This window comes from Modestobacter sp. SYSU DS0657, assembly GCF_054050925.1.
On record NZ_JBJHAG010000025.1, the window covers coordinates 26,569 to 49,180 of the forward strand.

17 protein-coding genes and 3 tRNA genes are annotated in these 22,612 nt (G+C 74.2%); 14 read left to right on the forward strand and 6 right to left on the reverse strand.

What is annotated here, in order from left to right; translation table 11 throughout:
* Nucleotides 1-238 precede the first annotated feature (238 nt).
* The 12 genes from ACI79A_RS15265 to ACI79A_RS15320 all read left to right on the forward strand — a co-directional run bounded on the left by ACI79A_RS15265 (nt 239) and on the right by ACI79A_RS15320 (nt 14,450).
* Complete coding sequence (locus ACI79A_RS15265; protein WP_457084593.1) at nt 239-3,658, forward strand: S8 family peptidase; 3,420 nt, start codon at nt 239-241, stop codon at nt 3,656-3,658.
* A gap of 162 nt (nt 3,659-3,820) precedes the next feature.
* Nucleotides 3,821-4,843 carry a 3-isopropylmalate dehydrogenase gene (locus tag ACI79A_RS15270; protein ID WP_457084595.1) on the forward strand — a complete coding sequence of 341 codons (1,023 nt, stop codon included), beginning with the start codon at nt 3,821-3,823 and terminating at the stop codon, nt 4,841-4,843.
* A gap of 300 nt (nt 4,844-5,143) precedes the next feature.
* Complete coding sequence (cimA, locus tag ACI79A_RS15275) at nt 5,144-6,823, forward strand: citramalate synthase (protein ID WP_457084597.1); 1,680 nt, start codon at nt 5,144-5,146, stop codon at nt 6,821-6,823.
* The gene (locus ACI79A_RS15280) at nt 6,820-8,034 is read left to right on the forward strand and encodes an FAD-dependent monooxygenase (protein WP_457084599.1); all 1,215 of its coding nucleotides are present in this window, start codon (nt 6,820-6,822) and stop codon (nt 8,032-8,034) included. The genes cimA and ACI79A_RS15280 overlap by 4 nt, the downstream gene beginning before the upstream one ends.
* A gap of 9 nt (nt 8,035-8,043) precedes the next feature.
* Nucleotides 8,044-8,856: a fumarylacetoacetate hydrolase family protein gene (locus ACI79A_RS15285; protein WP_457084601.1), complete on the forward strand. Its 813-nt coding sequence runs from the start codon at nt 8,044-8,046 to the stop codon at nt 8,854-8,856.
* Nucleotides 8,853-10,322 carry a glutamate--tRNA ligase gene (gltX, locus tag ACI79A_RS15290; protein WP_457084603.1) on the forward strand — a complete coding sequence of 490 codons (1,470 nt, stop codon included), beginning with the start codon at nt 8,853-8,855 and terminating at the stop codon, nt 10,320-10,322. Before ACI79A_RS15285 ends, gltX begins: the two co-directional genes overlap by 4 nt.
* The gene (locus tag ACI79A_RS15295) at nt 10,319-11,725 is read left to right on the forward strand and encodes a CPBP family glutamic-type intramembrane protease (RefSeq protein ID WP_457084605.1); all 1,407 of its coding nucleotides are present in this window, start codon (nt 10,319-10,321) and stop codon (nt 11,723-11,725) included. Before gltX ends, ACI79A_RS15295 begins: the two co-directional genes overlap by 4 nt.
* A gap of 85 nt (nt 11,726-11,810) precedes the next feature.
* Nucleotides 11,811-11,882: transfer RNA gene (locus tag ACI79A_RS15300), tRNA-Gln, on the forward strand.
* A gap of 43 nt (nt 11,883-11,925) precedes the next feature.
* Nucleotides 11,926-11,998 (forward strand) — tRNA-Glu (locus tag ACI79A_RS15305).
* Nucleotides 11,999-12,105: 107 nt separating this feature from the next.
* A tRNA-Glu gene (locus ACI79A_RS15310) sits at nt 12,106-12,178 on the forward strand.
* Nucleotides 12,179-12,399: 221 nt separating this feature from the next.
* Nucleotides 12,400-14,076 (forward strand): sodium:solute symporter family protein, encoded by a 1,677-nt coding sequence (locus ACI79A_RS15315; protein WP_457084607.1) that lies wholly within the window; start codon nt 12,400-12,402, stop codon nt 14,074-14,076.
* A gap of 32 nt (nt 14,077-14,108) precedes the next feature.
* Nucleotides 14,109-14,450: a hypothetical protein gene (locus ACI79A_RS15320; protein WP_457084609.1), complete on the forward strand. Its 342-nt coding sequence runs from the start codon at nt 14,109-14,111 to the stop codon at nt 14,448-14,450.
* A gap of 67 nt (nt 14,451-14,517) precedes the next feature.
* On the opposite strand, the gene ACI79A_RS15325 is transcribed toward ACI79A_RS15320, so the two are convergent.
* From ACI79A_RS15325 to ACI79A_RS15335, 3 genes are read right to left on the reverse strand one after another with little or no spacing between them, the layout of a single operon-like run.
* The gene (locus tag ACI79A_RS15325) at nt 14,518-15,330 is read right to left on the reverse strand and encodes a M23 family metallopeptidase (RefSeq protein WP_457084611.1); all 813 of its coding nucleotides are present in this window, start codon (nt 15,328-15,330) and stop codon (nt 14,518-14,520) included.
* Nucleotides 15,327-15,836, reverse strand: coding sequence for a hypothetical protein (locus ACI79A_RS15330; RefSeq protein WP_457084613.1), 510 nt, complete (start codon nt 15,834-15,836; stop codon nt 15,327-15,329). Before ACI79A_RS15330 ends, ACI79A_RS15325 begins: the two co-directional genes overlap by 4 nt.
* Nucleotides 15,837-15,877: 41 nt before the next feature.
* The gene (locus tag ACI79A_RS15335) at nt 15,878-16,579 is read right to left on the reverse strand and encodes an IclR family transcriptional regulator (RefSeq protein WP_457084614.1); all 702 of its coding nucleotides are present in this window, start codon (nt 16,577-16,579) and stop codon (nt 15,878-15,880) included.
* 67 nt (nt 16,580-16,646) lie between these two features.
* Between ACI79A_RS15335 and leuC the strand changes: the two genes are divergently transcribed.
* Nucleotides 16,647-18,068: a 3-isopropylmalate dehydratase large subunit gene (gene leuC / locus ACI79A_RS15340; protein ID WP_457084615.1), complete on the forward strand. Its 1,422-nt coding sequence runs from the start codon at nt 16,647-16,649 to the stop codon at nt 18,066-18,068.
* A gap of 6 nt (nt 18,069-18,074) precedes the next feature.
* Nucleotides 18,075-18,680, forward strand: coding sequence for a 3-isopropylmalate dehydratase small subunit (gene leuD / locus ACI79A_RS15345; RefSeq protein ID WP_457084616.1), 606 nt, complete (start codon nt 18,075-18,077; stop codon nt 18,678-18,680).
* 133 nt (nt 18,681-18,813) lie between these two features.
* Here leuD and ACI79A_RS15350 read toward each other — a convergent pair whose 3' ends face one another.
* The 3 genes from ACI79A_RS15350 to cofC are packed head-to-tail and all read right to left on the reverse strand — an operon-like array spanning nt 18,814 to nt 22,524.
* Nucleotides 18,814-19,797: an NUDIX hydrolase gene (locus tag ACI79A_RS15350; protein ID WP_457084617.1), complete on the reverse strand. Its 984-nt coding sequence runs from the start codon at nt 19,795-19,797 to the stop codon at nt 18,814-18,816.
* Complete coding sequence (locus ACI79A_RS15355) at nt 19,781-21,856, reverse strand: RNA degradosome polyphosphate kinase (RefSeq protein WP_457084618.1); 2,076 nt, start codon at nt 21,854-21,856, stop codon at nt 19,781-19,783. Before ACI79A_RS15355 ends, ACI79A_RS15350 begins: the two co-directional genes overlap by 17 nt.
* A 14-nt stretch (nt 21,857-21,870) precedes the next feature.
* Complete coding sequence (gene cofC, locus ACI79A_RS15360; protein WP_457084619.1) at nt 21,871-22,524, reverse strand: 2-phospho-L-lactate guanylyltransferase; 654 nt, start codon at nt 22,522-22,524, stop codon at nt 21,871-21,873.
* Nucleotides 22,525-22,612 lie beyond the last annotated feature (88 nt).

Sequence of the window (22,612 nt, forward strand, 5' to 3'; positions counted from 1 at the left end):
CACCCCACCGTGTCGACCGCGCCACGAACACTGCGCCGAATGGCCCACGCCACGATCAACGGAACGTGTTCGGAACGGATGGCGAACACCGCGGTCATCGAGCCGCGGCAGATGCCCCGCGCCGGCCGTGCGACTGCGCCGAACGGCCTATTGGCCGTTAGCCACGGCAACGACCACGCTCTGTCTGGCCCGACTGACCGTGCGTGCAGCCGGGCCTGGCGCAAGGACACTGACAGGGGTGCACGTGGGTTCCAGGAGCACACACACGAACCGGGCGGGACGCCGGCGCGTCGCCGTCCGGACGGGGGTCGTCGCCGTCGCGGCGGCCCTCGCGACCACCGGGGGGACGACCGGGGCGCTCGCCGCGCCCGCGGCCCCGATCGCCGACCGGGCGCAGGCGGAGCTGACCGCCGGCCAGCTGGCGCAGGTCCAGGCCGCGGTCGCCGCCCGGGGCGCGGGCGCCGTCCCGGCCGGACTCCCCGAGAGCGGGCCGGCCTCCTTCTTCCTCCAGCTGGACACGCCGGCGACCTCCCAGGTCTACGCCGACACCCTGGCCGCCGGGAGCCCGGGCCAGGCGGCCGACGCCGCCCGCGCCGCCAAGCCCGGGGTCGAGGCCGCAGCCGCGGACGTCGTCGGGGAGCTGCCGGCCACGGTGCCGGACGCCGAGGTGCTGTACACCGCCTCGACCGTCGTCTCCGGGGTGGCGGTCGCCGCCGACGCCGCCGACCAGGCCGCGCTGAGCGCGCTGCCCGGCGTGACCGCGGTCCTCCCGATCACGCCGAAGACGGTCAGCAACACCGGTGCCGCCCGGGTCGTCGACGCGGTCGCCGCGTGGCAGGACCTGGGCAACACCGGCGAGGGCGTCTCGATCGGGATCATCGACACCGGCATCGACTACACCCACGCCGACTTCGGCGGCAGCGGCGACGTCGCCCAGTTCACCGCCCTCCAGGCGGCCGAGGCGGCCCCCGCCCCGGTCGGGGTGTACCCCAACGCCAAGGTCGTCGGTGGCCGCGACTTCGTCGGCGACGACTACAACGCCGACCCGCGCAGCCCCGCCTACCAGCCGGTGGCCATGCCGGACGAGAACCCGCTGGACTGCAACGGCCACGGCACCCACGTCGCCGGCACCGCCGCCGGCTACGGCGTCACCGCCGACGGGCAGACCTACCGCGGCGGCTACGGCGACTCCTTCGACGCCGGCAGCCTCCGGATCGGCCCCGGCATGGCGCCGGGCGCCGAGCTGTACGCGCTGAAGGTCTTCGGCTGCGAGGGCTCCACGGACGTGACCGTCCAGGCGCTCGAGTGGGCGATGGACCCCAACGGCGACGGGTCGATCGAGGACCACCTCGACGTCGTCAACCTCTCCCTCGGGTCGGACTACGGCCTGGCCGACGACGCCGACGCGATGGTCGCCAACGAGGCGATGAAGCACGGCATGCTCGTGGTGATGTCGGCCGGCAACGCCGGGGACAGCTACGACATCGGTGGCTCGCCGGGCAACGCGCCCCGCGGCATCGGCGTGGCCGCCTCCAACGACGGCTACGGCGTCTTCGACGGCTGGCAGGTCGTCGCCGGCGGCGGCCCCGAGGGCGTCCGCCCCGGCTTGCGGTCGATCGCCTACAGCGACCTGGACGAGTCCGGTGCGGTGAAGCCCGACATCACCGCGCCGGTCGTGCTGCCCGAGGCGGGGGACGACCCGACCGGCTGCGCGCCCTGGACCGGGGACTACAGCGGCGAGATCGTGCTCGTCGAGGCCGCCGGCTTCGCCTGCGGCTCGGTGACCAAGGGCGGCAACGCCCGCGACTCCGGCGCCGCCGGGTTCATGATCATCGGTGACGACGACCTGCTGGAGACCGGCATCACCGGCGTTCCGGAGATTCCGGGCATCCTCACCACGGCCACCGACGGCGCGGCGCTGGCCGCGGCGGTCGCGGCCGGCCCGGTCACCGTCACGTTCGGCCCCAGCCTCAAGGACGCCGCCCTCGTGGACGACCCGGCGCAGGTCGACCTGCTGGCGTCGTTCTCCTCCCGCAGCAGCCGCCAGGCCGGTGGGCTCAAGCCCGACGTCTCCGCGCCCGGCGTGACCCTGTACTCCGCCGCGGTCGGCACCGGCGCCCAGGGCGTCAGCGAGTCCGGCACCTCGATGGCCGCGCCGACCACCTCCGGCGTCACCGCGCTCATCCGCGCCGCGCACCCGGACTGGACGACGGAAGAGGTCAAGGCGGACCTGATGAACACCGCCGGCGCCGACGTCTCCACCGCCGACGGCACCGTGTACGGCCCGAACCGGCAGGGCGCCGGCCGCATCGACGCTCGGGCGGCGCTGGCCAACCAGGTCCTCGCCTACGCCGACGCCGGCTCCGGCGTCGTCTCGGCCTCCTTCGGCGTGGTCGAGGCGGTGGACCCCAAGATCGTGCAGAACCGCCAGGTGACCGTCTCGAACAAGAGCGACCGGACGGTCACCTACACGCTCGCCTACCAGGGGCTGGCGCAGCAGCCGGGCGTCACCTACCGGGTGGAGCCCTCCGTCGTCTCGGTCGCCCCGGGCGCCAGGACCGTGGTCAACGTGGTCATGACCGTGACCCGCGACCAGCTGCGCAAGGTCGCCGACCCGACCGTGGTCACCGACGACGGGCGGCAGTTCCTCGGCGAGGCCAGCGGCCGGCTGGTCCTCACTCCGAAGACCGCCGGGGCGCCCGCGCTGCGGGTCCCGGTGCACGCCAACGCGAAGCCCGCGTCGAACCTGGTCGCCCAGGACCGGCAGCCGGGGAAGACCATCGCGCTGGTCGGCCGGGGCGTGGCCAACGGCCCGTTCGGCGAGCCGTCGTCCTACACCTCCCTCGGGAGCGCGTTCGAGCGGCTGGGCGTGAGCCCGCGGCTGCCCAAGTGCACGACCGAGGCCCGGTCGGACTGCTACAAGTCCGAGCTGGAGCGGTCGGTGGACCTGGCCCAGGTCGGGATCGCCTCCGACGTCGCGGCCAGCCCGGACGACCCCTGGCTGTACGTCGGCGTCTCGGCGCACGGCCGGTACACCTCGCCGGAGACGGCGGTGAACTACGGGGTGTACCTCGACGCGACCGGTGACGGGGCGTGGGACTACCAGGTGACCACCACCCGGATCGCCGACTACGACGCCCCGCTGGTCGTGGTCACCGACCGGGAGTACGGCCTGCTCCCGAGCAACGACGCCCCCTGGATCGGCTACCTGAACGTGGCCGACGGCACGGTGGACACCAACGCCTTCGACTCCGACGTCCAGCTGCTCGGCGCGCCGCTGTCGGTGATGCCCCTGATCACCGCCGACGCCAGCCGGATCGCCTTCGGCGTCCAGTCGACCAGCGCCTACGGCACGGTCGACGACCTGGGCACGGTGACCGGGCCGGACGGCGGTGCGGAGCTCGCCGCCGAGCGGATGAGCTTCGACCCGCTGCACCCGGGGCTGTCGTTCACCGCCGCCGGCGGGCCGGCGGTGCTCGTGCCGGTCACCGGGGGCAGCACCATCGAGGTGACGCAGAGCCCGGCCTACGCCCAGGACGCCGCCGTCGGCGGGCCCAAGGGCGCGATGGTCGTGCTGCAGCACAACGGCAGCACCGGCCCGGGCCGGACCCAGTTCGTCCCGGTGGCCGAGCGGCCGGGCGCCCCGGCCGCGCCGTGACGGTGCCGGCCGGCCCGGCGCGACGCCGGGCCGGGCGGCCCTGACCTCCCGCACCACCACCGCTCCACCACCGGGCGCCCCCGGCGAGGACCTCCCTCGCCGGGGGCGTCCGGCGTGTGCGGGTGGTGGTGGGCCGGACCCCGCCCACTAACCTCAGGCCTCATGCGGCTGGCAGTGGTCCCTGGAGACGGCATCGGTCAAGAAGTGGTGGCGGAGGGCCTCAAGGTTCTGGGCGCGGTGGCGCCGGACGTCGAGACCACCCGGTACGACCTGGGCGCGGCCCGCTGGCAGCGCACCGGCGAGCTGCTGCCCGACGCGGTGCTCGACGAGCTCCGCCAGCACGACGCGATCCTGCTCGGCGCCGTCGGTGACCCCAGCGTCCCGGCCGGCATCCTCGAGCGCGGCCTGCTGCTCAAGCTGCGCTTCGAGCTCGACCACCACGTGAACCTGCGCCCGGCCCGGCTCTTCGACGGCGTGACCAGCCCGCTGGCCGACCCGGGCGACATCGACATGCTGTGCGTCCGCGAGGGCACCGAGGGGCCCTACGTGGGCAACGGCGGCGTGCTGCGCCGGGACACCCCGCACGAGGTGGCTACCGAGGTCAGCCTGAACACCGCCTTCGGCGTCGAGCGGGTGGTCCGCTACGCCTTCGAGCGGGCCACCGCCCGCCCGCGCAAGCACCTGACGCTGATCCACAAGACCAACGTGCTCACCCACGCCGGGTCGCTGTGGTCGCGCACCGTGGAGGAGGTGGCCGCGGAGTTCCCCGAGGTCTCCGTCGCCTACCAGCACGTCGACGCCGCGGCGATGTTCTTCATCACCGACCCGGGCCGGTACGACGTGATCGTCACCGACAACCTCTTCGGCGACATCGTCACCGACGTCGCGGCCGCGGTCACCGGCGGCATCGGGCTGGCGGCCAGCGGCAACCTCGACGTGTCGGGCACCAACCCGAGCATGTTCGAGCCGGTGCACGGCTCGGCGCCGGACATCGCCGGGCAGGGCATCGCCGACCCGACCGCCACCGTGCTGTCGGTGGGCCTGATGCTGGAGCACCTCGGTCGCCCGGAGCTGGCGAAGAAGGTCAACGCGGCGGTCGCCTTCGACCTGTCCACCCGCGACCCGAAGGCGCAGGTCCGCACCGCCGAGGTCGGCGACCGGCTCGCGGCACTCGCCGGCGGCTGACGGGCGTCGGCCGGCGGGCCGGAACGACGTGCGCTGAGGGCCAGTTCAGGGGTGCCGCACTGACCCTCAGCGCACGCTGTCGTCTCCCGTGGAGAGGCTGACAGCGGACGGCGTCGTCGTCCCAGGCAGTGGACACGGCGTTCCACCTCGGCGGCCACCGTGGTCTACTCGGCGTGATGGACGCCACCGGCACGATCATCATCGCCTAGCGCGCAGTCCCCTCCCCGACTGCGCGCGACCTCCCGTACCCCGGGAGGTTTTTTCGTGTTCGGGGAGGATCCACCTGACCCGGGAGAGCACGTGCCCACCGAACTGGCCCCCCACGACCTCGACCCCGATGCCGTCCCCGTCTTCGACGCCGAGGCCTTCCACGTCTTCGACACGACGCTGCGCGACGGCGCCCAGCGGGAGGGCGTGACCTACTCCGTCGCCGACAAGCTCGCCGTCGCCCGGCTGCTGGACGAGATCGGCGTCGGGTTCATCGAGGGCGGCTGGCCCGGGGCGCTGCCCAAGGACACCGAGTTCTTCGCCCGCGCGCGCACCGAGCTGCAGCTGCGGCACGCCCAGCTGGTCGCCTTCGGCGCCACCCGCAAGGCCGGCGTCCGCGTCGAGGACGACCCGCAGGTGCAGGCGCTGCTGGACTCCGAGGCACCGGTGGTCTGCGTCGTGGCCAAGTCCGACGTCCGGCACGTCCGCGAGGCGCTGCGCACCTCGCTGGAGGAGAACCTGGCGATGGTCGCCGACACCGTCAGCCACCTGGTGGCCGCCGGACGCCGGGTGTTCGTCGACTGCGAGCACTTCTTCGACGGGTACGCCGTCGACCCCGACTACGGCGTGCGGGTGCTGGCCGCCGCCTTCGCCGCCGGCGCCGAGGTCGGCGTCCTCTGCGACACCAACGGCGGCATGCTGCCGACGGGGGTCGCCCGGGTGGTGGCCGACGTGCGCTCGCGCGTCGTCGGCCGGCTGGGCATCCACTGCCAGGACGACACCGGCTGCGCCGTCGCCAACTCGCTGGCCGCGGTCGAGGCCGGCGTGACGCACGTCCAGGGCACCGCCAACGGGTACGGCGAGCGGGCGGGCAACGCCGACACCTTCGCGCTGATCGGCAACCTGGTCACCAAGATGGGCCTGCCGGTGGTGCCGGCGGAGTGCCTGCCGGAGCTGACCCGGGTCAGCGCGGCGATCGCCGAGCTGGCCAACATCGCCCCCGACGACCACCAGCCCTACGTCGGCGCCTCGGCGTTCGCGCACAAGGCAGGCCTGCACGCCAGCGCGATCAAGGTCGATCCCCAGCTGTACAACCACCTGGATCCCGCCGTCGTCGGCAACGACATGCGGATCCTGGTCACCGAGATGGCCGGCCGCGCCTCGGTCGAGCTCAAGGGCCGCGAGCTCGGCGTCGACCTCGACGGGCAGGGCGACGCCATCGGCCGGGTCGTGGACCAGGTCAAGGTGCTCGAGGCCGACGGCTGGTCCTTCGAGGCCGCCGACGCCTCCTTCGAGCTGCTGCTGCGTGCCCAGCTGCCCGGCGCCCCCGAGCCGCTGTTCGAGCTGGAGAGCTACCGCACCTCGGTCGAGCACTGGGGCAACGGTGTGGTGGTCAGCGAGGCCACGGTGAAGGTGCACGTGCGGACGGCGTCGGGGGAGCGGGAGCGGGTCATCAGCACCGCGGAGGGCAACGGACCGGTCAACGCCCTGGACAACGCGCTGCGCCAGGCCCTCGTCGGCCAGTTCCCGGCGCTCGCCGGGGTGTCGCTGGCCGACTACAAGGTGCGCATCCTCGGCTGGAACGGCGGCACCAGCGCCACCACGCGGGTGCTCATCGACAGCACCGACGGCGCGGGGGAGTGGACCACCGTCGGCGTGCACGACAACATCGTCGAGGCCTCCTGGCACGCCCTGGTCGACGCGCTCACCTACGCGGTGCGGCACCGGCCGGGAGCGCCCGCGGCGGTCCACCCCGCCTCCGGTTCCGCATGACCGGACCGGGCTCGGCGGTCGTGGTCGGCGGCGGGGTCGCGGGGCTGGCCGCGGCGGCCTCCCTGACCCGGGCCGGCTGGCGCGTTCGCGTGCTGGAGCGCGCCACCGCGTTCGGGGAGGTCGGCGCGGGGCTCGCGGTCACCCGGAACGGGATGGCGGCGCTCGACGCCCTCGGGGCCGGCGACCGGGTGCGCGCCGCCGGGCACCGGACCGCGGCGGCCGGCACCTGCGACCAGCACGGCCGGTGGCTGCTGCGGATCCCCGGGACCCCGGATGCCATGAACGTCGCCTGGGGCGTGCACCGGCAGCGGCTGCACGCGGCGCTGCTCGATGCCGCCGCGGCGGCCGACCTCACCCCCGGCGCCCGCGTCGTCGGCGTGCAGCCGGGCGACCCCGACGGCGCGCCCGCGGTGGTCACCTGGCTCGGCGACGCCGGGGAGCACACCACCACCGCCGATCTCGTGGTGGCGGCCGACGGCATCCGCAGCACCGTGCGCGCCGCGCTGTTCCCGGGGCGCCGGGCGGCACTGCGCTACAGCGGGCGGACCAGCTGGCGGGCCGTGGTGGACGACGACAGCACCCGGGACGCCGGGTTCGCCGCCCACTGGGGCCCCGGCGCCGAGTTCGGCGCCGTGCGGATCAGCCCGACGCAGGTGTACTGGTACGGCTACGTCCGGCACCCGGAGCGGACCCCGTTCGCCGACGAGCTGGCGGCGGCGGTCGACCGGTTCTCCGGCTGGTCCGCCGAGGTCCGGGCCACGATCGCCCGCACGAGACCCGGGCAGCTGCTGCGCCACGACGTGCACTCCCTGCCGCGGGGGCTGCCGGCCTACGTGCGCGGGCGCACGGTGCTCATCGGCGACGCGGCCCACGCGATGCTGCCCACCATGGGCCAGGGCGCGAACACCTCGCTCGAGGACGGGGTCTGCGTCGGGCGGCTCATCGGCGGTCCGGTGGGTGCGGGCACACCCCTGCGCGCCGCGCTGGCCGCCTTCGACCGCGCCCGCCGTCCCCGCTGCCGGCAGATCGCTCGCCGCTCGGCGCAGACCGCCCGGTTCGGTGCGCACGTGCCGGGCGGGCTGCCCCAGGCGCTGCGCAACGCGGCCCTGCGGCTGGTCCCGGCGGGGCCGGCCGTGGCGGCGGGCACCGCGGTGCTGCGCTGGGAGCCGCCGCCCGGCGGGGTCGCGTCGGCGCCCGGCGCCCCCGGCTAGCCTGGCGACGTGCGCATCGTCCGTTACGCCCACCCAGCCGGCATGTCCTTCGGGGTCCTCGACGGGGACGGCCAGGTCGCCCAGATCGAGGGCCACCCGTTCGGCCAGATCTCCTTCACCGGGCAGCGGTTCGCCGCGGCCGACGTCCGGCTGCTCTCGCCCATCCTGCCGAGCAAGGTGGTCGGCGTCGGCAAGAACTACGCCGAGCACGTGAAGGAGATGAACACCGGCGACGCCCCGGCGGAGCCGCTGATCTTCCTCAAGCCCTCCACCACGGTGATCGGCCCCGGCGACGCGATCCGCATCCCGCCGGGCAGCAGCAACGTGCACCACGAGGTCGAGCTCGCCGTCGTGATCGGCGCCCGCGGCGCCCGCCAGGTGACCCCGGAGCAGGCCCCGGCCAGCATCTTCGGCTACACGATCGGCAACGACGTCACCGAGCGGGACATGCAGCGCGGCGACGGGCAGTGGACCCGGGCCAAGGGCTTCGACTCCTTCTGCCCGCTGGGCCCCTGGATCGAGACCGACCTCGCCGGGCTCGGCAAGGACCCGGCCGACCTGGAACTCAGCTGCAGCGTCGACGGCGAGCGCCGCCAGTCCGGCCGCACCAGCCAGCTGCTGTTCGACGTCCCGCGGCTGATCTCGCACATCTCCCAGGTCATGACGCTGCTGCCCGGCGACGTCGTGCTCACCGGCACCCCCGCCGGCGTGGGGCCGATCCGCCCCGGCCAGCGCGTCGAGTGCACCATCGAGGGCCTGGGCACGCTGACCAGCTCCGTCGCCGGCGCCGACCCGACGTCCACCGCGGGTGGCGCCCGATGAGCGTCAAGACCCGCTTCTGCCCGTCCCCGACCGGGCTGGTGCACGTCGGGGTGATGCGGGCGGCCCTGTTCAACTGGGCGCACGCCCGGCACACCGGCGGCCGGTTCCTGTTCCGGATCGAGGACACCGACGCCGCCCGGGACTCCGAGGAGTCCTACCGGCACCTGCTGGACTGCCTGCGCTGGCTCGGGCTGGACTGGGACGAGGGCCCCGAGGTCGGCGGCCCGAACGGCCCGTACCGCCAGTCGGAGCGCGCGGAGGTGTACCGGGAGGTCGCGGCGAAGCTGCTGGCCGCCGGGCACGCCTACGAGTCCTTCTCCACCAACGATGAGGTGGACGCGCGACGGCGGGCCGCGGGCCAGGACCCCAAGCTCGGCTACGACAACGCCGACCGCCACCTCACCGACGAGCAGAAGGCCGCCTTCCGCGCCGAGGGCCGCCAGCCGGTGCTGCGGCTGCGGATGCCCGACGAGGACATCAGCTGGACCGACCTGGTGCGCGGCGAGGTGCGCTTCGCCGCCGGCTCCGTCCCGGACTTCGTGCTCGTCCGCGGCAACGGCGCCCCGCTGTACCCCTTCGTCAACCCCGTCGACGACGCGCTGATGGGCGTCACCGACGTGCTGCGCGGTGAGGACCTGCTGCCCTCCACCCCGCGGCAGCTCGCGCTCTACCGCGCGCTCACCGACATCGGTGTCGCCGCCGGGACGCCGCGCTTCGGGCACCTGCCGCTGGTCAACGGCGAGGGCAACAAGAAGCTGTCCAAGCGCGACCCGCAGTCGAACTTCGACGTCTACCGGGAGCGTGGCTTCCTGCCCGAGGGGCTGGTCAACTACCTGGCGCTGCTGGGCTGGTCGATCGCCGAGGACCGCGACGTCTTCTCCGTGCAGGAGATGGTCGAGGCCTTCGACGTCACCCGGGTCAGCGCGAACCCCGCGCGCTTCGACCTCAAGAAGGCCGAGGCGATCAACGCCGCCCACCTGCGCGCCCTGCCGGTGCCGGAGTTCCTCGTCCGGGTCACGCCCTTCCTCGCCGCGGCCGGGCTGGTCGCCGACCCGCCGACGGCCGAGCAGCAGCGGGTGCTGGAGGCGATCGCGCCGCTGGCCCAGGAGCGCATGATCGTGCTCTCCGACGCCGTCGGGCTGCTCGGCTTCCTCTTCACCGAGGACGTCGAGATCGACCAGTCGGCCGCGGACAAGCAGCTGGGCGCGGGCGCCGGCGAGGTGCTCGACGCGGCCTCGGCCGCCCTGGGCGACCTCGCCGACTGGAGCACCCCGGCGATCGAGGCGGCGTTGAAGGAGGCCCTCGTCGACGGGCTGGGCCGCAAGCCCCGCCAGGCGTTCGGCCCGGTGCGGGTGGCGGTCAGCGGCCGCACCGTCTCCCCGCCGCTGTACGAGTCGATCGAGCTGCTCGGCCGCGAGCGCACCCTCGCGCGGCTGGCCGCCGCCCGCGGGATCGCGACGGGATGACCGGCTGGGGTGGTGTGCCGGCCGGGCAGCCGGACCGGCCCTACACGGGCCCGCCACCCACGGGCCCGCACGGCGCGCCGCCGGTCGTGCCCCGGGTCGCTGCCTGGTACCCGCCCCCGGGCCAGCCGGTGCCCGCCGCGCCGGTGTCGTCCGGTCGGCGCTCCCGGCCGGTCACCCCGCCGGGAGCCCCGCCGCACGACACCCCGCAGCCCTACGCCCTGCTCATGCGGGCCCGCGACTGGGCGTGGTGGCGGCCGGTGCTGGGGCTGTTGCTGCTCTGCGTCCTCTACCTGGTCGCCGGGGTGGTGATCGCCGGGGTCGCGCTGGTCACCGGGCTCACCGTCGACCTGTACATGGACCTCACCGACGCCGGTGTGCTGCTGCTGACCAACATCTCGCTGATCGTCGCGATCCCGATCATCTGGCTGTGCTGGGCGGTGGCGCACGGCATGCGGATCGGCTGGTCCTCGTCGGTGCTGGGCCGGCTGCGCTGGCGGCTGTTCGTACCGCTGGGCTGGCGTGGCCTGGCCAGCCTGGGCGTCGCGGTGGCCGTGCTGGTGGTCATCGACACCGTGACCGCGCCCGGCGGGGTCACCGGGCCGTCGGCCTCCTACGGCTGGCTGGTGCTCGTCGTCGTGCTGACCACCCCGCTGCAGGCCGCGGCCGAGGAGTACGGCTTCCGCGGCTACCTCAGCCAGGCGATCGCCGGCTGGATCGGTCGGCCGCGGGCCGGTGCGCTGGTCGCCGCCGTGGTGACCGCGACGCTGTTCTCCGCGGCTCACCTCCCGCCGGACGCCGAGTCCTTCCTCTACCGGTTCGCCATGGGCCTGTCGTTCTCCGCCCTCGTCTGGTGGACCGGCGGCCTGGAGGCGGCGATCGTCGCCCACGCGGTGAACAACATGGTGATCTTCCTGCTGGGGGGTGCGCTGGGCGGAGCGGTCCAGGCCGACGCCTCCGACGACCTGCTCGGCTGGTGGGCGGCGCTGCTGGGGACCGCCGGCATGGTCGCCTACGTGCTGTGGGTGCGCGCCCTGAGCCGCCGGCTGCGCCCGGAGCTGCTGAGCCCGGCCCTGGACCTGCGGGGTGCGGCCCAGGACCCGAGCGGCCCGAGCTGGCCGCCCGCCGGCCCGCCCCCGTACGCGGCGCCCCCTGCCCTGCCGGCGTCTGGCTATGGCGCGTCTGGCTCTGGCGCGCCTGGCTCTGGCCCGCCTGGCTATGGCCCGCCTGGCTACGGCCCACCCGCCTACGGCCCACCGGGGTACGCGCCACCGGCCTACGGACCGGCCTACGGACCGGCGTACGGACCGGCCTACGGGCCGCCGTCGGGGTACGGGCCGCCGGCGGCACCTGCCGGGTCACCGCCCCCGCCGGACGACCGCTGGGCGCGGCCACCGGGGGGCTGACGCGCCGGGGAGGGGGGTGCCTCCGCACGCTCGCCGCGCATCGGGTATCGTTTCTTCCCGTCGCCGCAAGGCGGTGCACGGCCAATGGGGTATGGGGTAATTGGCAGCCCGACGGTTTCTGGTTCCGTTAGTCTAGGTTCGAGTCCTGGTACCCCAGCGAGGAAGCACCATCTCCTCCAGCACCACCCAGCACCACGCACGGCCCCGTCGTCTAGCGGCCCAGGACGCCGCCCTCTCACGGCGGTAGCGAGGGTTCGAATCCCTTCGGGGCTACAGCGCAGAGCCCCCGACCCACCCGGGTCGGGGGCTCTCGTCGTTCCCGGGCCGGCGACCCCGGGTGCGCCGCCGCGGACGCGGTGTGGCAAGATCTCTGCGCGCACGGCCCCGTCGTCTAGCGGCCCAGGACGCCGCCCTCTCACGGCGGTAGCGAGGGTTCGAATCCCTTCGGGGCTACGGCGGAGAGCCCCCGACCCACCCGGGTCGGGGGCTCTCGTGTTCTCGGTCACCGGGGTCACCCGTCCCGGTGACCACCGAAATGTTTGGCCCGCGCAACGGTGTTAGCGTCCCCGTTGCTGTTCACCGCGCCGCACCACCGTGCCCGCCCTGACGGCAGGACATGGCCACCCGCCGCACCCGTGCCGGTGGCCGTCACCCCAACCAGGAGGGACCCCTCGGTGGTGCTCGCTGCTGACGAGACCTTGCGGCTCGACGCCAACGTCGTCGACTACCTGCTCGTCGTCGCCTACTTCGCTGTCGTGCTGCTCATCGGCTTCGCCGCCCGGCGCCGGGTGTCCGACAGCCTCGACTTCTTCCTCTCCGGCCGGTCGCTGCCGGCCTGGGTGACCGGGCTGGCGTTCATCTCGGCCAACCTCGGCGCCGTCGAGATCATCGGCATGTCGGCCAACGGCGCCCAGTTCGGCATGGCCACGTTCCACTACTTCTGGATCGGCGCCGTCCCGGCCATGCTCTTCCTGGGCGTCGTGATGATGCCCTTCTACTACGGCTCGAAGGTCCGCTCCGTGCCGGAGTTCATGCGCCGGCGCTTCGGCACCGGGGCCCACCTGGTGAACGCGCTGAGCTTCGCGCTGGCCCAGGTGCTCATCGCCGGCATCAACCTGTACCTGCTGGCCACCATCGTGAACGCGCTGCTGGGCTGGCCGCAGTGGATCTCGCTGATCGTCGCCGCGCTCGTCGTGCTCAGCTACATCACCCTCGGCGGGCTCTCCGCGGCCATCTACAACGAGGTGCTGCAGTTCTTCGTGATCGTCGCCGCGCTGCTCCCGCTGACCCTGATCGGTCTGCACCGGGTGGGCGGCGTCGGCGGGCTGATCGACGCGGTCCGCGACAGCGGCAACGAGAACGACCTCAGCTCCTGGCCGGGCTCGGACCTGACCAGCATCGACAACCCGGTGCTGTCGGTCATCGGGATCGTCTTCGGCCTGGGCTTCGTGCTCTCCTTCGGCTACTGGACGACGAACTTCGTCGAGGTCCAGCGGGCTATGGCGACCAAGTCCATGTCGGCCGCGCGGAGCACTCCGATCATCGGGTCGTTCCCGAAGATGTTCATCCCGTTCATCGTGATCGTCCCCGGCATGATCGCCGCGGTGCTGGTCAACGAGACCGCGGACCTGAAGGCGGGCGGCGACCCGGGCGTCACCTACAACGACTCGATCCTGCTGCTGATCCGCGACGTGCTGCCCAACGGCCTGCTGGGCGTGGCGATCGCCGGTCTGCTGGCCTCCTTCATGGCCGGCATGGCGGCCAACATCTCCGCCTTCAACACCGTCTTCAGCTACGACCTGTGGCAGCAGTACGTGAAGAAGGACCGCCCCGACGAGTACTACCTGCGGGTCGGTCGGCTGGCCACCGTCGGCGCCACCGTGGTCGCGATCTTCACCGCGCTGATCGCGGCGAACTTCGACAACCTGATGGACTACCTGCAGACGCTGTTCGGGTTCTTCAACGCCCCGCTGTTCGCCACCTTCATCCTGGGCATGTTCTGGAAGCGGATGACGCCCGCGGCCGGGTGGACCGGCCTGGTGTCCGGCACGCTCGCCGCGGTCCTGGTCTGGTCGCTGAGTGAGACCGGGGTGATCGGCCTGGAGGGGCAGGGCGCCAGCTTCGTCGCCGCCGGTGCCGCGTTCGTCGTCGACATCGCCGTGAGCGTCGGGGTCAGCATGGTCACCCGGCCCAAGCCGGTCTCCGAGCTGGCCGGGCTGGTCTACTCCGAGACGCCCAAGGAGGTGCGCACCGATCCGGACGCGCACCTGCTGCCCTGGTACCAGTCGCCGACCAAGCTGGCCGGCGTCGCCCTGGTGCTGGTCATCATCCTGAACCTGATCTTCCGCTGACCGTCGCCAGCGTTCCCCCAGAGGAGCAACCCATGAGCACTGCAGACAACGGGCAGGACGCGGGCCAGGCGTCGGCCGGCACGAAGCGGCGCACCGCCGGCGCGTACGACGTCCGGACGGTCATCGCCGGACTGATCGGCTTCTACGGCGTCGTCCTGGTGGTCCTCGGCATCGTCGACTACGGCGACGCCGAGGCGGCCAAGACCGGCGACTGGAACGCCAACCTCTGGGTCGGCATCGGCATGCTGGTCTTCGCCCTGGCGTTCGCCGCCTGGACCCGGCTGCGGCCGGTCGTCGTCGAGGACGACCGGGCGGGTGGAAGCAGCGAGACGGTCGAGGACCCGACCGGGGGAGCGGACACCGCCGGCCGCTAGCCCCGGTGCGACCCTGACGACGGCCCGCAGCGGGAATCCCGCTGCGGGCCGTCCGCGCGTTGGCGGGTCAGCCGGTGGCGGGCTCGAGCAGCTCGCCGTTGGCCGGCAGGCCGTCGGCACCGCCGGCGCCCCCGGCCCGGAAGGCCATCGGGATCCCGGCCGCCCCGGCCACCCCGGCCGAGTCGCACAGCTGCACGTGCAGGTGTGGCTCGCTGCTGTTGCCGGAGTTCCCGCACTCGGCCAGCTGCTGGCCGGCGACCACGCGCTCGCCGGGGCGCACCAGCGCAGAGCCGCGTCGGAGGTGGGCGAGCACGGCGTGCACCCCGTCGTCGGCCCGGACGACGACGTGGTTGCCGGCCAGCGCGCGGGCCCCGCCGAACGTCCGGACGAGGCCCTCGACCACCAGCAGGTGCAGGATCGACAGCCAGCCGCTGCGGGCCCGGTGGTCGCGCTGCCGCTGGTGCACGCGCACGACGACGCCGTCGACCGGGCTGAGCAGCGGCTGGCCGAACGCCGGGTACTCCTCCGGCCGGCGCCACTGCCCGCCGGAGCCGAACTCGGGGCGGCTGCCGTCGGGCGGGTCGAGCACCAGGTCGACGGCGTAGGTCTGGCCCAGGCCGTTCGTCCCGTGCGAGGGGATCTTGGTGGCGGGGGAGTTCAGTGCCCGCCAGGGCCCCCGCACCGGGGAGTCGACCACCCGTACCGGGGCGGCGGGCGGCCCCACCCGGTCCAGGAGGCCGAGGCCGACCAGGACGGCGATCCCGGCCAGGGCGGCGCCCGGGAGCAGGCGGGTCCCCTCGGCCAGGATCAGCAGGACGAACAGCGCGGGCAGCGGCGCCCGGGACCTGGCGACCAGCCGGCGCAGCGCCGGGCCGGTCACGACGCCACCGCCGCGAGGACCACGTGCAGCGGGACGACCCGCTCGGCCGGCACCCCGTAGGTGCCGCGCCCGGTCGTGCGCAGCCAGCCGGCCGCGGTGAGCTGGCGCAGGTGGTGGTGCAGCTGGCCGGTGGTGCCCAGGCCGGGCAGGGCCGCCAGCGACGCGGTCGTGGCGTGCCCGTTCAGCACCTCCCGCAGCAACCGCAGCCGCACCGGATGGGCCAGCGCCGACAGGGTGGCGGCGAGGGCGTCGTCGTCCGCCGGCTCGGCGGTGCGCAGCTCCTCGGCGGCGTGGGTCCGCTGCCAGGCGTACTCCTCACCACCGGGCAGGCGCACCTGCCCGCCGTAGGCGACTGCGCCACCGGGCAGCTCCGCCGCGTCACCGGCCAGCCCGGCCAGCAGCCAGAACCGCTCCTCGTCGGGGAGGTCCGGACCGGGTGGAGCCGATCGGCGGCGCTCCAGGGCGGTGAGCCGTTCCTCGATGCGGGTCAGTCGCTCGTCGTCCACCCAGGTAAAGGTACGGAACTACGTAGGAACGAACAAGCGTGTTAACGCGCGGCGCGGGAGATCGCCAGCGCGGCGTCGAGCACCGCGGCGACCACCTCCGGGCTCGGCCGGCGGCCCAGCCGCTCGATCGGGCCGGAGATCGACACGGCGCCGAGCACGCCGCCGGTGCCGTCGCGCACCGGTGCGGACAGTGACGCGACGCCCGGCTCCCGCTCGGCGATGCTGTGCGCCCAGCCGCGGCGGCGGACGTCGAGCAGGGTGCGGGCGGTGAAGCTCGCCGAGGGCAGCAGGGCGTTCACCTCGTCGGCGGGGGTGAACGCCAGCAGGGCGTGGGCGGCCGAGCCCGCGGTCAGCGGCAGGCGGGCGCCCACGGGGACGGTGTCGCGCAGGCCGCTGAGCCGCTCGGCCGCGGCGATGCACACCCGGCTGCTCCCGTCGCGCACGTAGAACTGGGCGCTCTCCCCGGTGGCGTCGCGCAGCCCGGGCAGGTGGCGGCCGGCCAGGTCTGCCAGGTCGGCGCCGCCCCGACCCAGCTCGGCGAGGGCCGGGCCGGGCGCCCACGCCCCGCCGGCGGTCCGCCGCAGCAGGCGGTGTCCCTCCAGGGCGGTGGCCAGCCGGTGCGCGGTCGCCCGGGGCAGGCCGGTGCGGTTCACGAGCTCGGCGAGGGTGGCGGGCTCCTCGGTCACCGACCGGAGGATGGCCACTGCTTTGTCCAGCACGGCAACGGGGTTAGGCTGTCCCACGCAGCAATACTCGCATCCCAGTGGGTGAGACGGTCAACCGCCGTCGCCCGATCGAGGAGGACGCACCGTGGGCAGGACCCTGGCGCAGAAGGTGTACGAGCAGCACGTTGTCCGGCGGACGGTGGGCGAGCCCGACCTGCTCTACATCGACCTGCACCTCGTGCACGAGGTGACCAGCCCCCAGGCCTTCGACGGGCTCCGCGCAGCGGGCCGCACCGTCCGCCGTCCCGACCTGACCATGGCGACCGAGGACCACAACGTCCCGACGCTGGACATCCTCAAGCCGATCGCCGACCCGGTGTCCCGCGCCCAGGTCGAGGCGCTGCGGCGCAACGCCGCGGAGTTCGGCATCCGGCTGGCCCCGATGGGCGACCGCGACCAGGGCATCGTGCACGTCATCGGCCCGCAGCTGGGGCTCACCCAGCCGGGGATGACGATCGTCTGCGGCGACAGCCACACCTCCACCCACGGGGCTTTCGGGGCGCTGGCCTTCGGCATCGGCACCAGCGAGGTCGAGCACGTGCTGGCGACCCAGACCCTGCCGCAGCTGCCGGCCAAGCAGATGGCGGTGACCGTCGACGGCGAGCTCCCGCCCGGCGTCTCGGCGAAGGACATCATCCTCGCGGTCATCGCCGAGATCGGCACCGGCGGCGGCCAGGGCCACGTCATCGAGTACCGGGGCAGCGCGATCGAGGCGCTGTCCATGGAGGCCCGGATGACCATCTGCAACATGTCGATCGAGGCCGGTGCCCGCGCCGGGCTGATCGCCCCCGACCAGACCACCTTCGACTTCCTGGCCGGCCGCCCGCACGCCCCGCAGGGTGCCGACTGGGACGCCGCGGTCGCGGAGTGGCGCACGCTGCGCACCGACGACGACGCCGTGTTCGACCGCGAGGTGCGCATCGACGCCGCGTCGTTGACCCCCTACGTCACCTGGGGCACCAACCCCGGCCAGGGGCTGCCGATCGGCGCCAGCGTCCCCGACCCGGCGCAGATCGCCGACGAGAGCGAGCGCCGGGCCGCCGAGTCCGCGCTGGCCTACATGGGCCTCGCCGCCGGCACGCCGCTGCGCGAGATCGAGGTGGACACCGTGTTCCTCGGCTCGTGCACCAACGGCCGGATCGAGGACCTCCGGGTCGCCGCCGCGCTGCTCAAGGGCAAGCGCGTCGAGGAGCACACCCGGATGCTCGTCGTGCCCGGCTCGGTGCAGGTCAAGCAGCAGGCCGAGGCCGAGGGCCTGGACCGGGTCTTCCTCGAGGCCGGCGCCGAGTGGCGCGGCGCGGGCTGCTCCATGTGCCTGGGCATGAACCCCGACCAGCTCAAGCCCGGCGAGCGGTCGGCGTCGACCAGCAACCGCAACTTCCAGGGCCGGCAGGGTAAGGGTGGGCGCACCCACCTGGTCTCCCCGGCGGTGGCCGCGGCCACCGCGCTCACCGGCAGGCTGACCGCCCCCGCCGACCTCCCCGACGTCACCCCGGCTGGAGTCTGATCACCGATGGACGCCTTCACCACGCACACCGGCACCGCCGCCCCGCTGCGGCGCAGCAACGTCGACACCGACCAGATCATCCCGGCCGAGTACCTCAAGCGGATCACCCGCACCGGGTTCGAGGACGGGCTGTTCGTCGCCTGGCGCACCAACGAGCCGGACTTCGTGCTCAACCAGCCGCAGTACGCGAACGCCTCGATCCTGGTCGCCGGCCCCGACTTCGGCACCGGCTCCTCGCGGGAGCACGCGGTGTGGGCGCTGCTCGACGGCGGGTTCCGGGTGGTCATCAGCTCCCGGTTCGCCGACATCTTCAAGAACAACTCGACCAAGTCCGGGCTGCTCACCGTGCTGATGCCACAGCCGGACGTCGAGGCGCTCTGGGCCGCGATCGAGGCCGACCCGGCCACCGCGGTGACCGTCGACCTGCGGGCCAAGCAGATCACCTACGCCGACGTCACCGTGCCGTTCGACATCGACGACTACACCCGCTGGCGGCTGCTGGAGGGGCTCGACGACGTCGGGCTCACCGAGCGCCACCTGGACGACGTCGCGGCGTTCGAGGCCCGCCGTCCGTCCTGGAAGCCGAAGGCGCTCCCCGCCCTCCCCGCCTGAGGCCCGGGACAGGCAGTGATCAGGTTCCCTGATCACTGCCTGTCCTACCGCGGCAGCATTGGTGCGGGAGGACGGTCATTGGTGCGGGAGGGCGACGTCGCAGCCCCCCGGACAGGACGGCCGCGGTCCGGCCTCAGCTGCTGGCGGCGGCGACCCGGCCGGCGGCGCCGGTCGCCCGGCCCGCGGGAGCCGCCGGGTCGGCGCTGAAGTCGCGGTAGTAGTCGGCGGCGAGCCTGCCGGGGCGGCCGCTGAGCGCCCACACGCTGCCCTTGGCCGCCGGCGGCCACAGCGCCCCGGCCGTGCCGTGCCAGCGCACCCCCAGCGACAGCAGCACCGAGGGGATCGCCCCGCCCTGGCTGCAGACGACGGTCACGCCGTCGTCCGGCGCGTCGGTGGTGAGCAGCCGTTCGACGAGGGCCAGCCCCGCCTGCGGGTCGGCGTGGAACCCGTCCTCGCCGAGCTCGGGCGCCTCGCCCACCGGCAGGCCCAGCTCCTCGGCCAGCGGCGCCACGGTCTCCCGGCAGCGCAGCGGCGGGGCGCTGAGCACCCGGACGGGGTTGAACGCCGGCAGCACCGCGGCCAGCGCGGCCGCCTGCCCGCGGCCCCGGCGGTCCAGCGGCCGCTCGTCGTCCGGGCCGCCCCAGTCGTCGCGCTCGCCGGCCGACGCGTGCCGGACCAGCAGCAGCTGCGGCATCCGCGGGAGGTCGGTGCGGGCCAGGTCGTGGAGCACCGCGCGGTCGTGGTCGTGGGTGACCAGCCGGCCGGCGTCGGGCAGCGGGAGCCAGCGCAGCTCGTCGACCTCCCCGTTGGGCGTGAAGTCCCCGCCGGCGGCGCGCATCACCCAGTAGTCGACCCGCTTGGGGCCGTGCCGGTGCTCGTAGCGGGTCTGCACGCTGCGCCGGCCGACGACGGTGCGCAGGCCGGTCTCCTCCTCCACCTCGCGGACGGCGGCCAGCAGCGGGTGCTCACCGGCGTCCAGCTTGCCCTTGGGCAGCGACCAGTCGTCGTACTTCGGCCGGTGCACCAGGGCGGTCTCGAGCACGCCGCCGGGGCCGGAGCGCCACACGGCACCGCCGGCGGCCGGGATCAGCGGGGCGGCCTCAGGCAGCGTGCTCACCCCGCCCGGTGAGCAGCTCCAGCTGGTGGTCCCGCTCCCCGGTCCGGGTCCAGGCGCCGTCGGCGGACAGCTCCCAGCAGCGCACGTCCGGCGCGAGTGCCCGGTCGAAGACCTCCTGCAGCTGACGCTGCGCGGCCGGGTCGTTGACCCGCAGCAGCACCTCCACCCGGCGGTCGAGGTTGCGGTGCATCAGGTCGGCGCTGCCGATCCACCACTCCGGCGACCCGTCGTTGACGAAGCTGATCGCCCGCGAGTGCTCCAGGAACCGGCCGACGATCGAGCGCACCCGGATGTTCTCGCTCAGGCCCGGGACGCCCGGCCGCAGCGCGCAGATGCCGCGGATGAGCAGCTCGACCGGCACGCCGGCCAGCGAGGCCTCGTAGAGCGCGTCGATGATCTGCTCGTCGACCAGCGAGTTCACCTTGATCCGGATGCCCGAGGGGCGTCCCTCGGCGGCGTGCCGGGCCTCGCGGCGGATCCGCTCCACCAGCCCGGTCCGGACGCCGCGGGGCGCCACCAGCAGCGACCGGTAGGTGGTCTGCCGCGAGTAGCCGGTGAGGGTGTTGAACAGGTCGGTCAGGTCGGCGCCCACCCGCGGGTCGGCGGTGAGGATGCCCATGTCCTCGTAGATCCGCGCGGTCTTGGGGTTGTAGTTGCCGGTGCCGATGTGGCAGTAGCGGCGGATCACGCCGTTCTCCATCCGGACCACCAGCGCCGTCTTGCAGTGCGTCTTCAGGCCCACCAGCCCGTAGACGACGTGGCAGCCGGCGCGCTCCAGCGAGCGGGCCCAGCTGATGTTGGCCTCCTCGTCGAACCGCGCCTTGATCTCGACCAGGACGACGACCTGCTTGCCCGCCTGGGCCGCCTCGATCAGCGCCGAGACGATCGGGGAGTCGCCGGAGGTGCGGTAGAGGGTCTGCTTGATCGCCAGCACGTGCGGGTCGGCGGCCGCCTGCTCGATGAACCGCTGCACGCTGGTGGCGAAGGAGTCGTAGGGGTGGTGCACCAGCACGTCGCCCTCGCGCAGCGTGGCGAAGACGCTCTTGGGCGTCTCGCCCTCGCTCAACCGCGGGTGGGTGGCCGGCACGAACGGCTCGTCCTTGAGCTCGGGCCGGTCCAGGTCGTAGAGCTCCATCAGCGAGGCCAGGTCCAGCAGGCCGGGCACCGAGACGACGTCGGTGGGGCTGATCTCCAGCTCGGAGACGAGCACGTCGAGGATCTGCGGGTCCATCGCCGCGGTGACCTCCAGGCGCACCGCCGGCCCGAACCGGCGCCGGGCGAGCTCCCGCTCCAGGGCCTGCAGCAGGTCCTCGTCCCGGTCCTCCTCGACCTCCAGGTCGGCGTTGCGGGTCACCCGGAACAGGTGGTGGTCGAGCACGTCCAGGCCGGGGAACAGCTGACCCAGGTGGGCGGCGATCAGATCCTCCAGCGGGAGGAAGACCGCCGTGCTGTCGTCCTTGTGCCCGCCACCCGGCCCGACGGGGATGAAGCGGGGCACGTTGTTGGGCACCTTCACCCGGGCGAACCGGGGCGCGCCGGTGTCCGGGTCGCGGACGGAGACCGCCAGGTTGAGCGAGAGCCCGCTGATGTACGGGAAGGGGTGCGCCGGGTCGACCGCCAGCGGGGTGAGCACCGGGAACACCTGGTCGCGGAAGTACTCGCGCAGCCGCATCGCGTCGGCGTCGGCGAGGTCGCTCCAGTGCAGGATCCGGATGCCCTGCTCCTCCAGCAGCGGGGTGACGTCCTTGGTGAAGACCCCGGCGTGCCGGTGCATGAGGTCCTGGGTGCGCTCGGTGACCCGGGCCAGCTGCTCGCGGATGGTCAGCCCGTCGGGGGACCGGACGGTGAGCCCGGTGCTCTGCCGGCGCTTGAGGCCGGCGATCCGGACCATGAAGAACTCGTCGAGGTTGCTGGCGAAGATGGAGAGGAACTTCACCCGTTCCAGCAGCGGCAGGCTGTCGTCCTCGGCCAGTTCGAGCACCCGGGCGTTGAAGTCCAGCCAGGAGAGCTCGCGGTTGAGGAACCGGTCGGCGGGCAGCGTCGGGTCGGCGGCAGGCACGGGTCGATCCTGCCTCACCGAGGTGACCAGGAGGTGTCCGGCAGGAGTGCCGTGCTCCGCGGCCCCAGCCCGAGCCGCGCGGCGGCCCGCAGGTCGGCAGGCGTGTCGACGTCGCGGCGCAGCCCCGGCCGGCTCCCGCTGAGCGGGACGGCGCCGCTGTCCGCGTGCGCGGCGGCCGAGCCCGGCCCGAAGCGCGGGTCGAGCCCGGAGCCGGCGCCCGCGCACAGCAGCGTCGTCCCGGTGCCCGCGGCGTCGGCGACGAACGCCCGCGGGTGCGCCGCCGCATCCTGCAGGGCGGCGGTCAGCTCTGCCGGTCGCAGCGCCGGCAGGTCGGAGGAGAGCGCCGCGACGGCGGTCGCGCCGGTGCGCCGCGCGTGCGCCGCGCCGTGCGCCAGCGCGGCGTTGAGCCCGCGGTCGGGTTCGTCGCCGACGGTGGCCGCCCCCAGGGCGGTGACGACGGCGGCGGCCCGCGGCTCGTCGGTGACCACCAGCACCCCGGCGACGGCCTCCGCGGCCAGCGCGGCGGCGACGGTGTCGGCCAGCAGCGCCAGCACCAGCTCCTCGTGCCGGGCCGTGGCGTCCGCGCCGAGACCGGTGGTGAGCGGGGTCAGCCGCGTCTTGGCCGACGCCAGCCGCTTGGCCGGCACGACCACGGACCACTGCTGCACCGGGCCATGTCAGCACACCGCCCGCGCGACCGCCGACCGGCCCGTGTGGTGGGCTGCTGCCGCACCGTCCCCTCCCGAGGAGCGCCCG

What these genes read in the sequence shown, in the direction of transcription:
- ACI79A_RS15270 (WP_457084595.1), top strand. Translation starts at nt 3,821, where the DNA reads ATGCGGCTGGCAGTGGTCCCTGGAGACGGCATCGGTCAAGAAGTGGTG.
- ACI79A_RS15280 (WP_457084599.1), top strand. Translation starts at nt 6,820, where the DNA reads ATGACCGGACCGGGCTCGGCGGTCGTGGTCGGCGGCGGGGTCGCGGGG.
- gltX (WP_457084603.1), top strand. Translation starts at nt 8,853, where the DNA reads ATGAGCGTCAAGACCCGCTTCTGCCCGTCCCCGACCGGGCTGGTGCAC.
- ACI79A_RS15295 (WP_457084605.1), top strand. Translation starts at nt 10,319, where the DNA reads ATGACCGGCTGGGGTGGTGTGCCGGCCGGGCAGCCGGACCGGCCCTAC.
- ACI79A_RS15320 (WP_457084609.1), top strand. Translation starts at nt 14,109, where the DNA reads ATGAGCACTGCAGACAACGGGCAGGACGCGGGCCAGGCGTCGGCCGGC.
- leuD (WP_457084616.1), top strand. Translation starts at nt 18,075, where the DNA reads ATGGACGCCTTCACCACGCACACCGGCACCGCCGCCCCGCTGCGGCGC.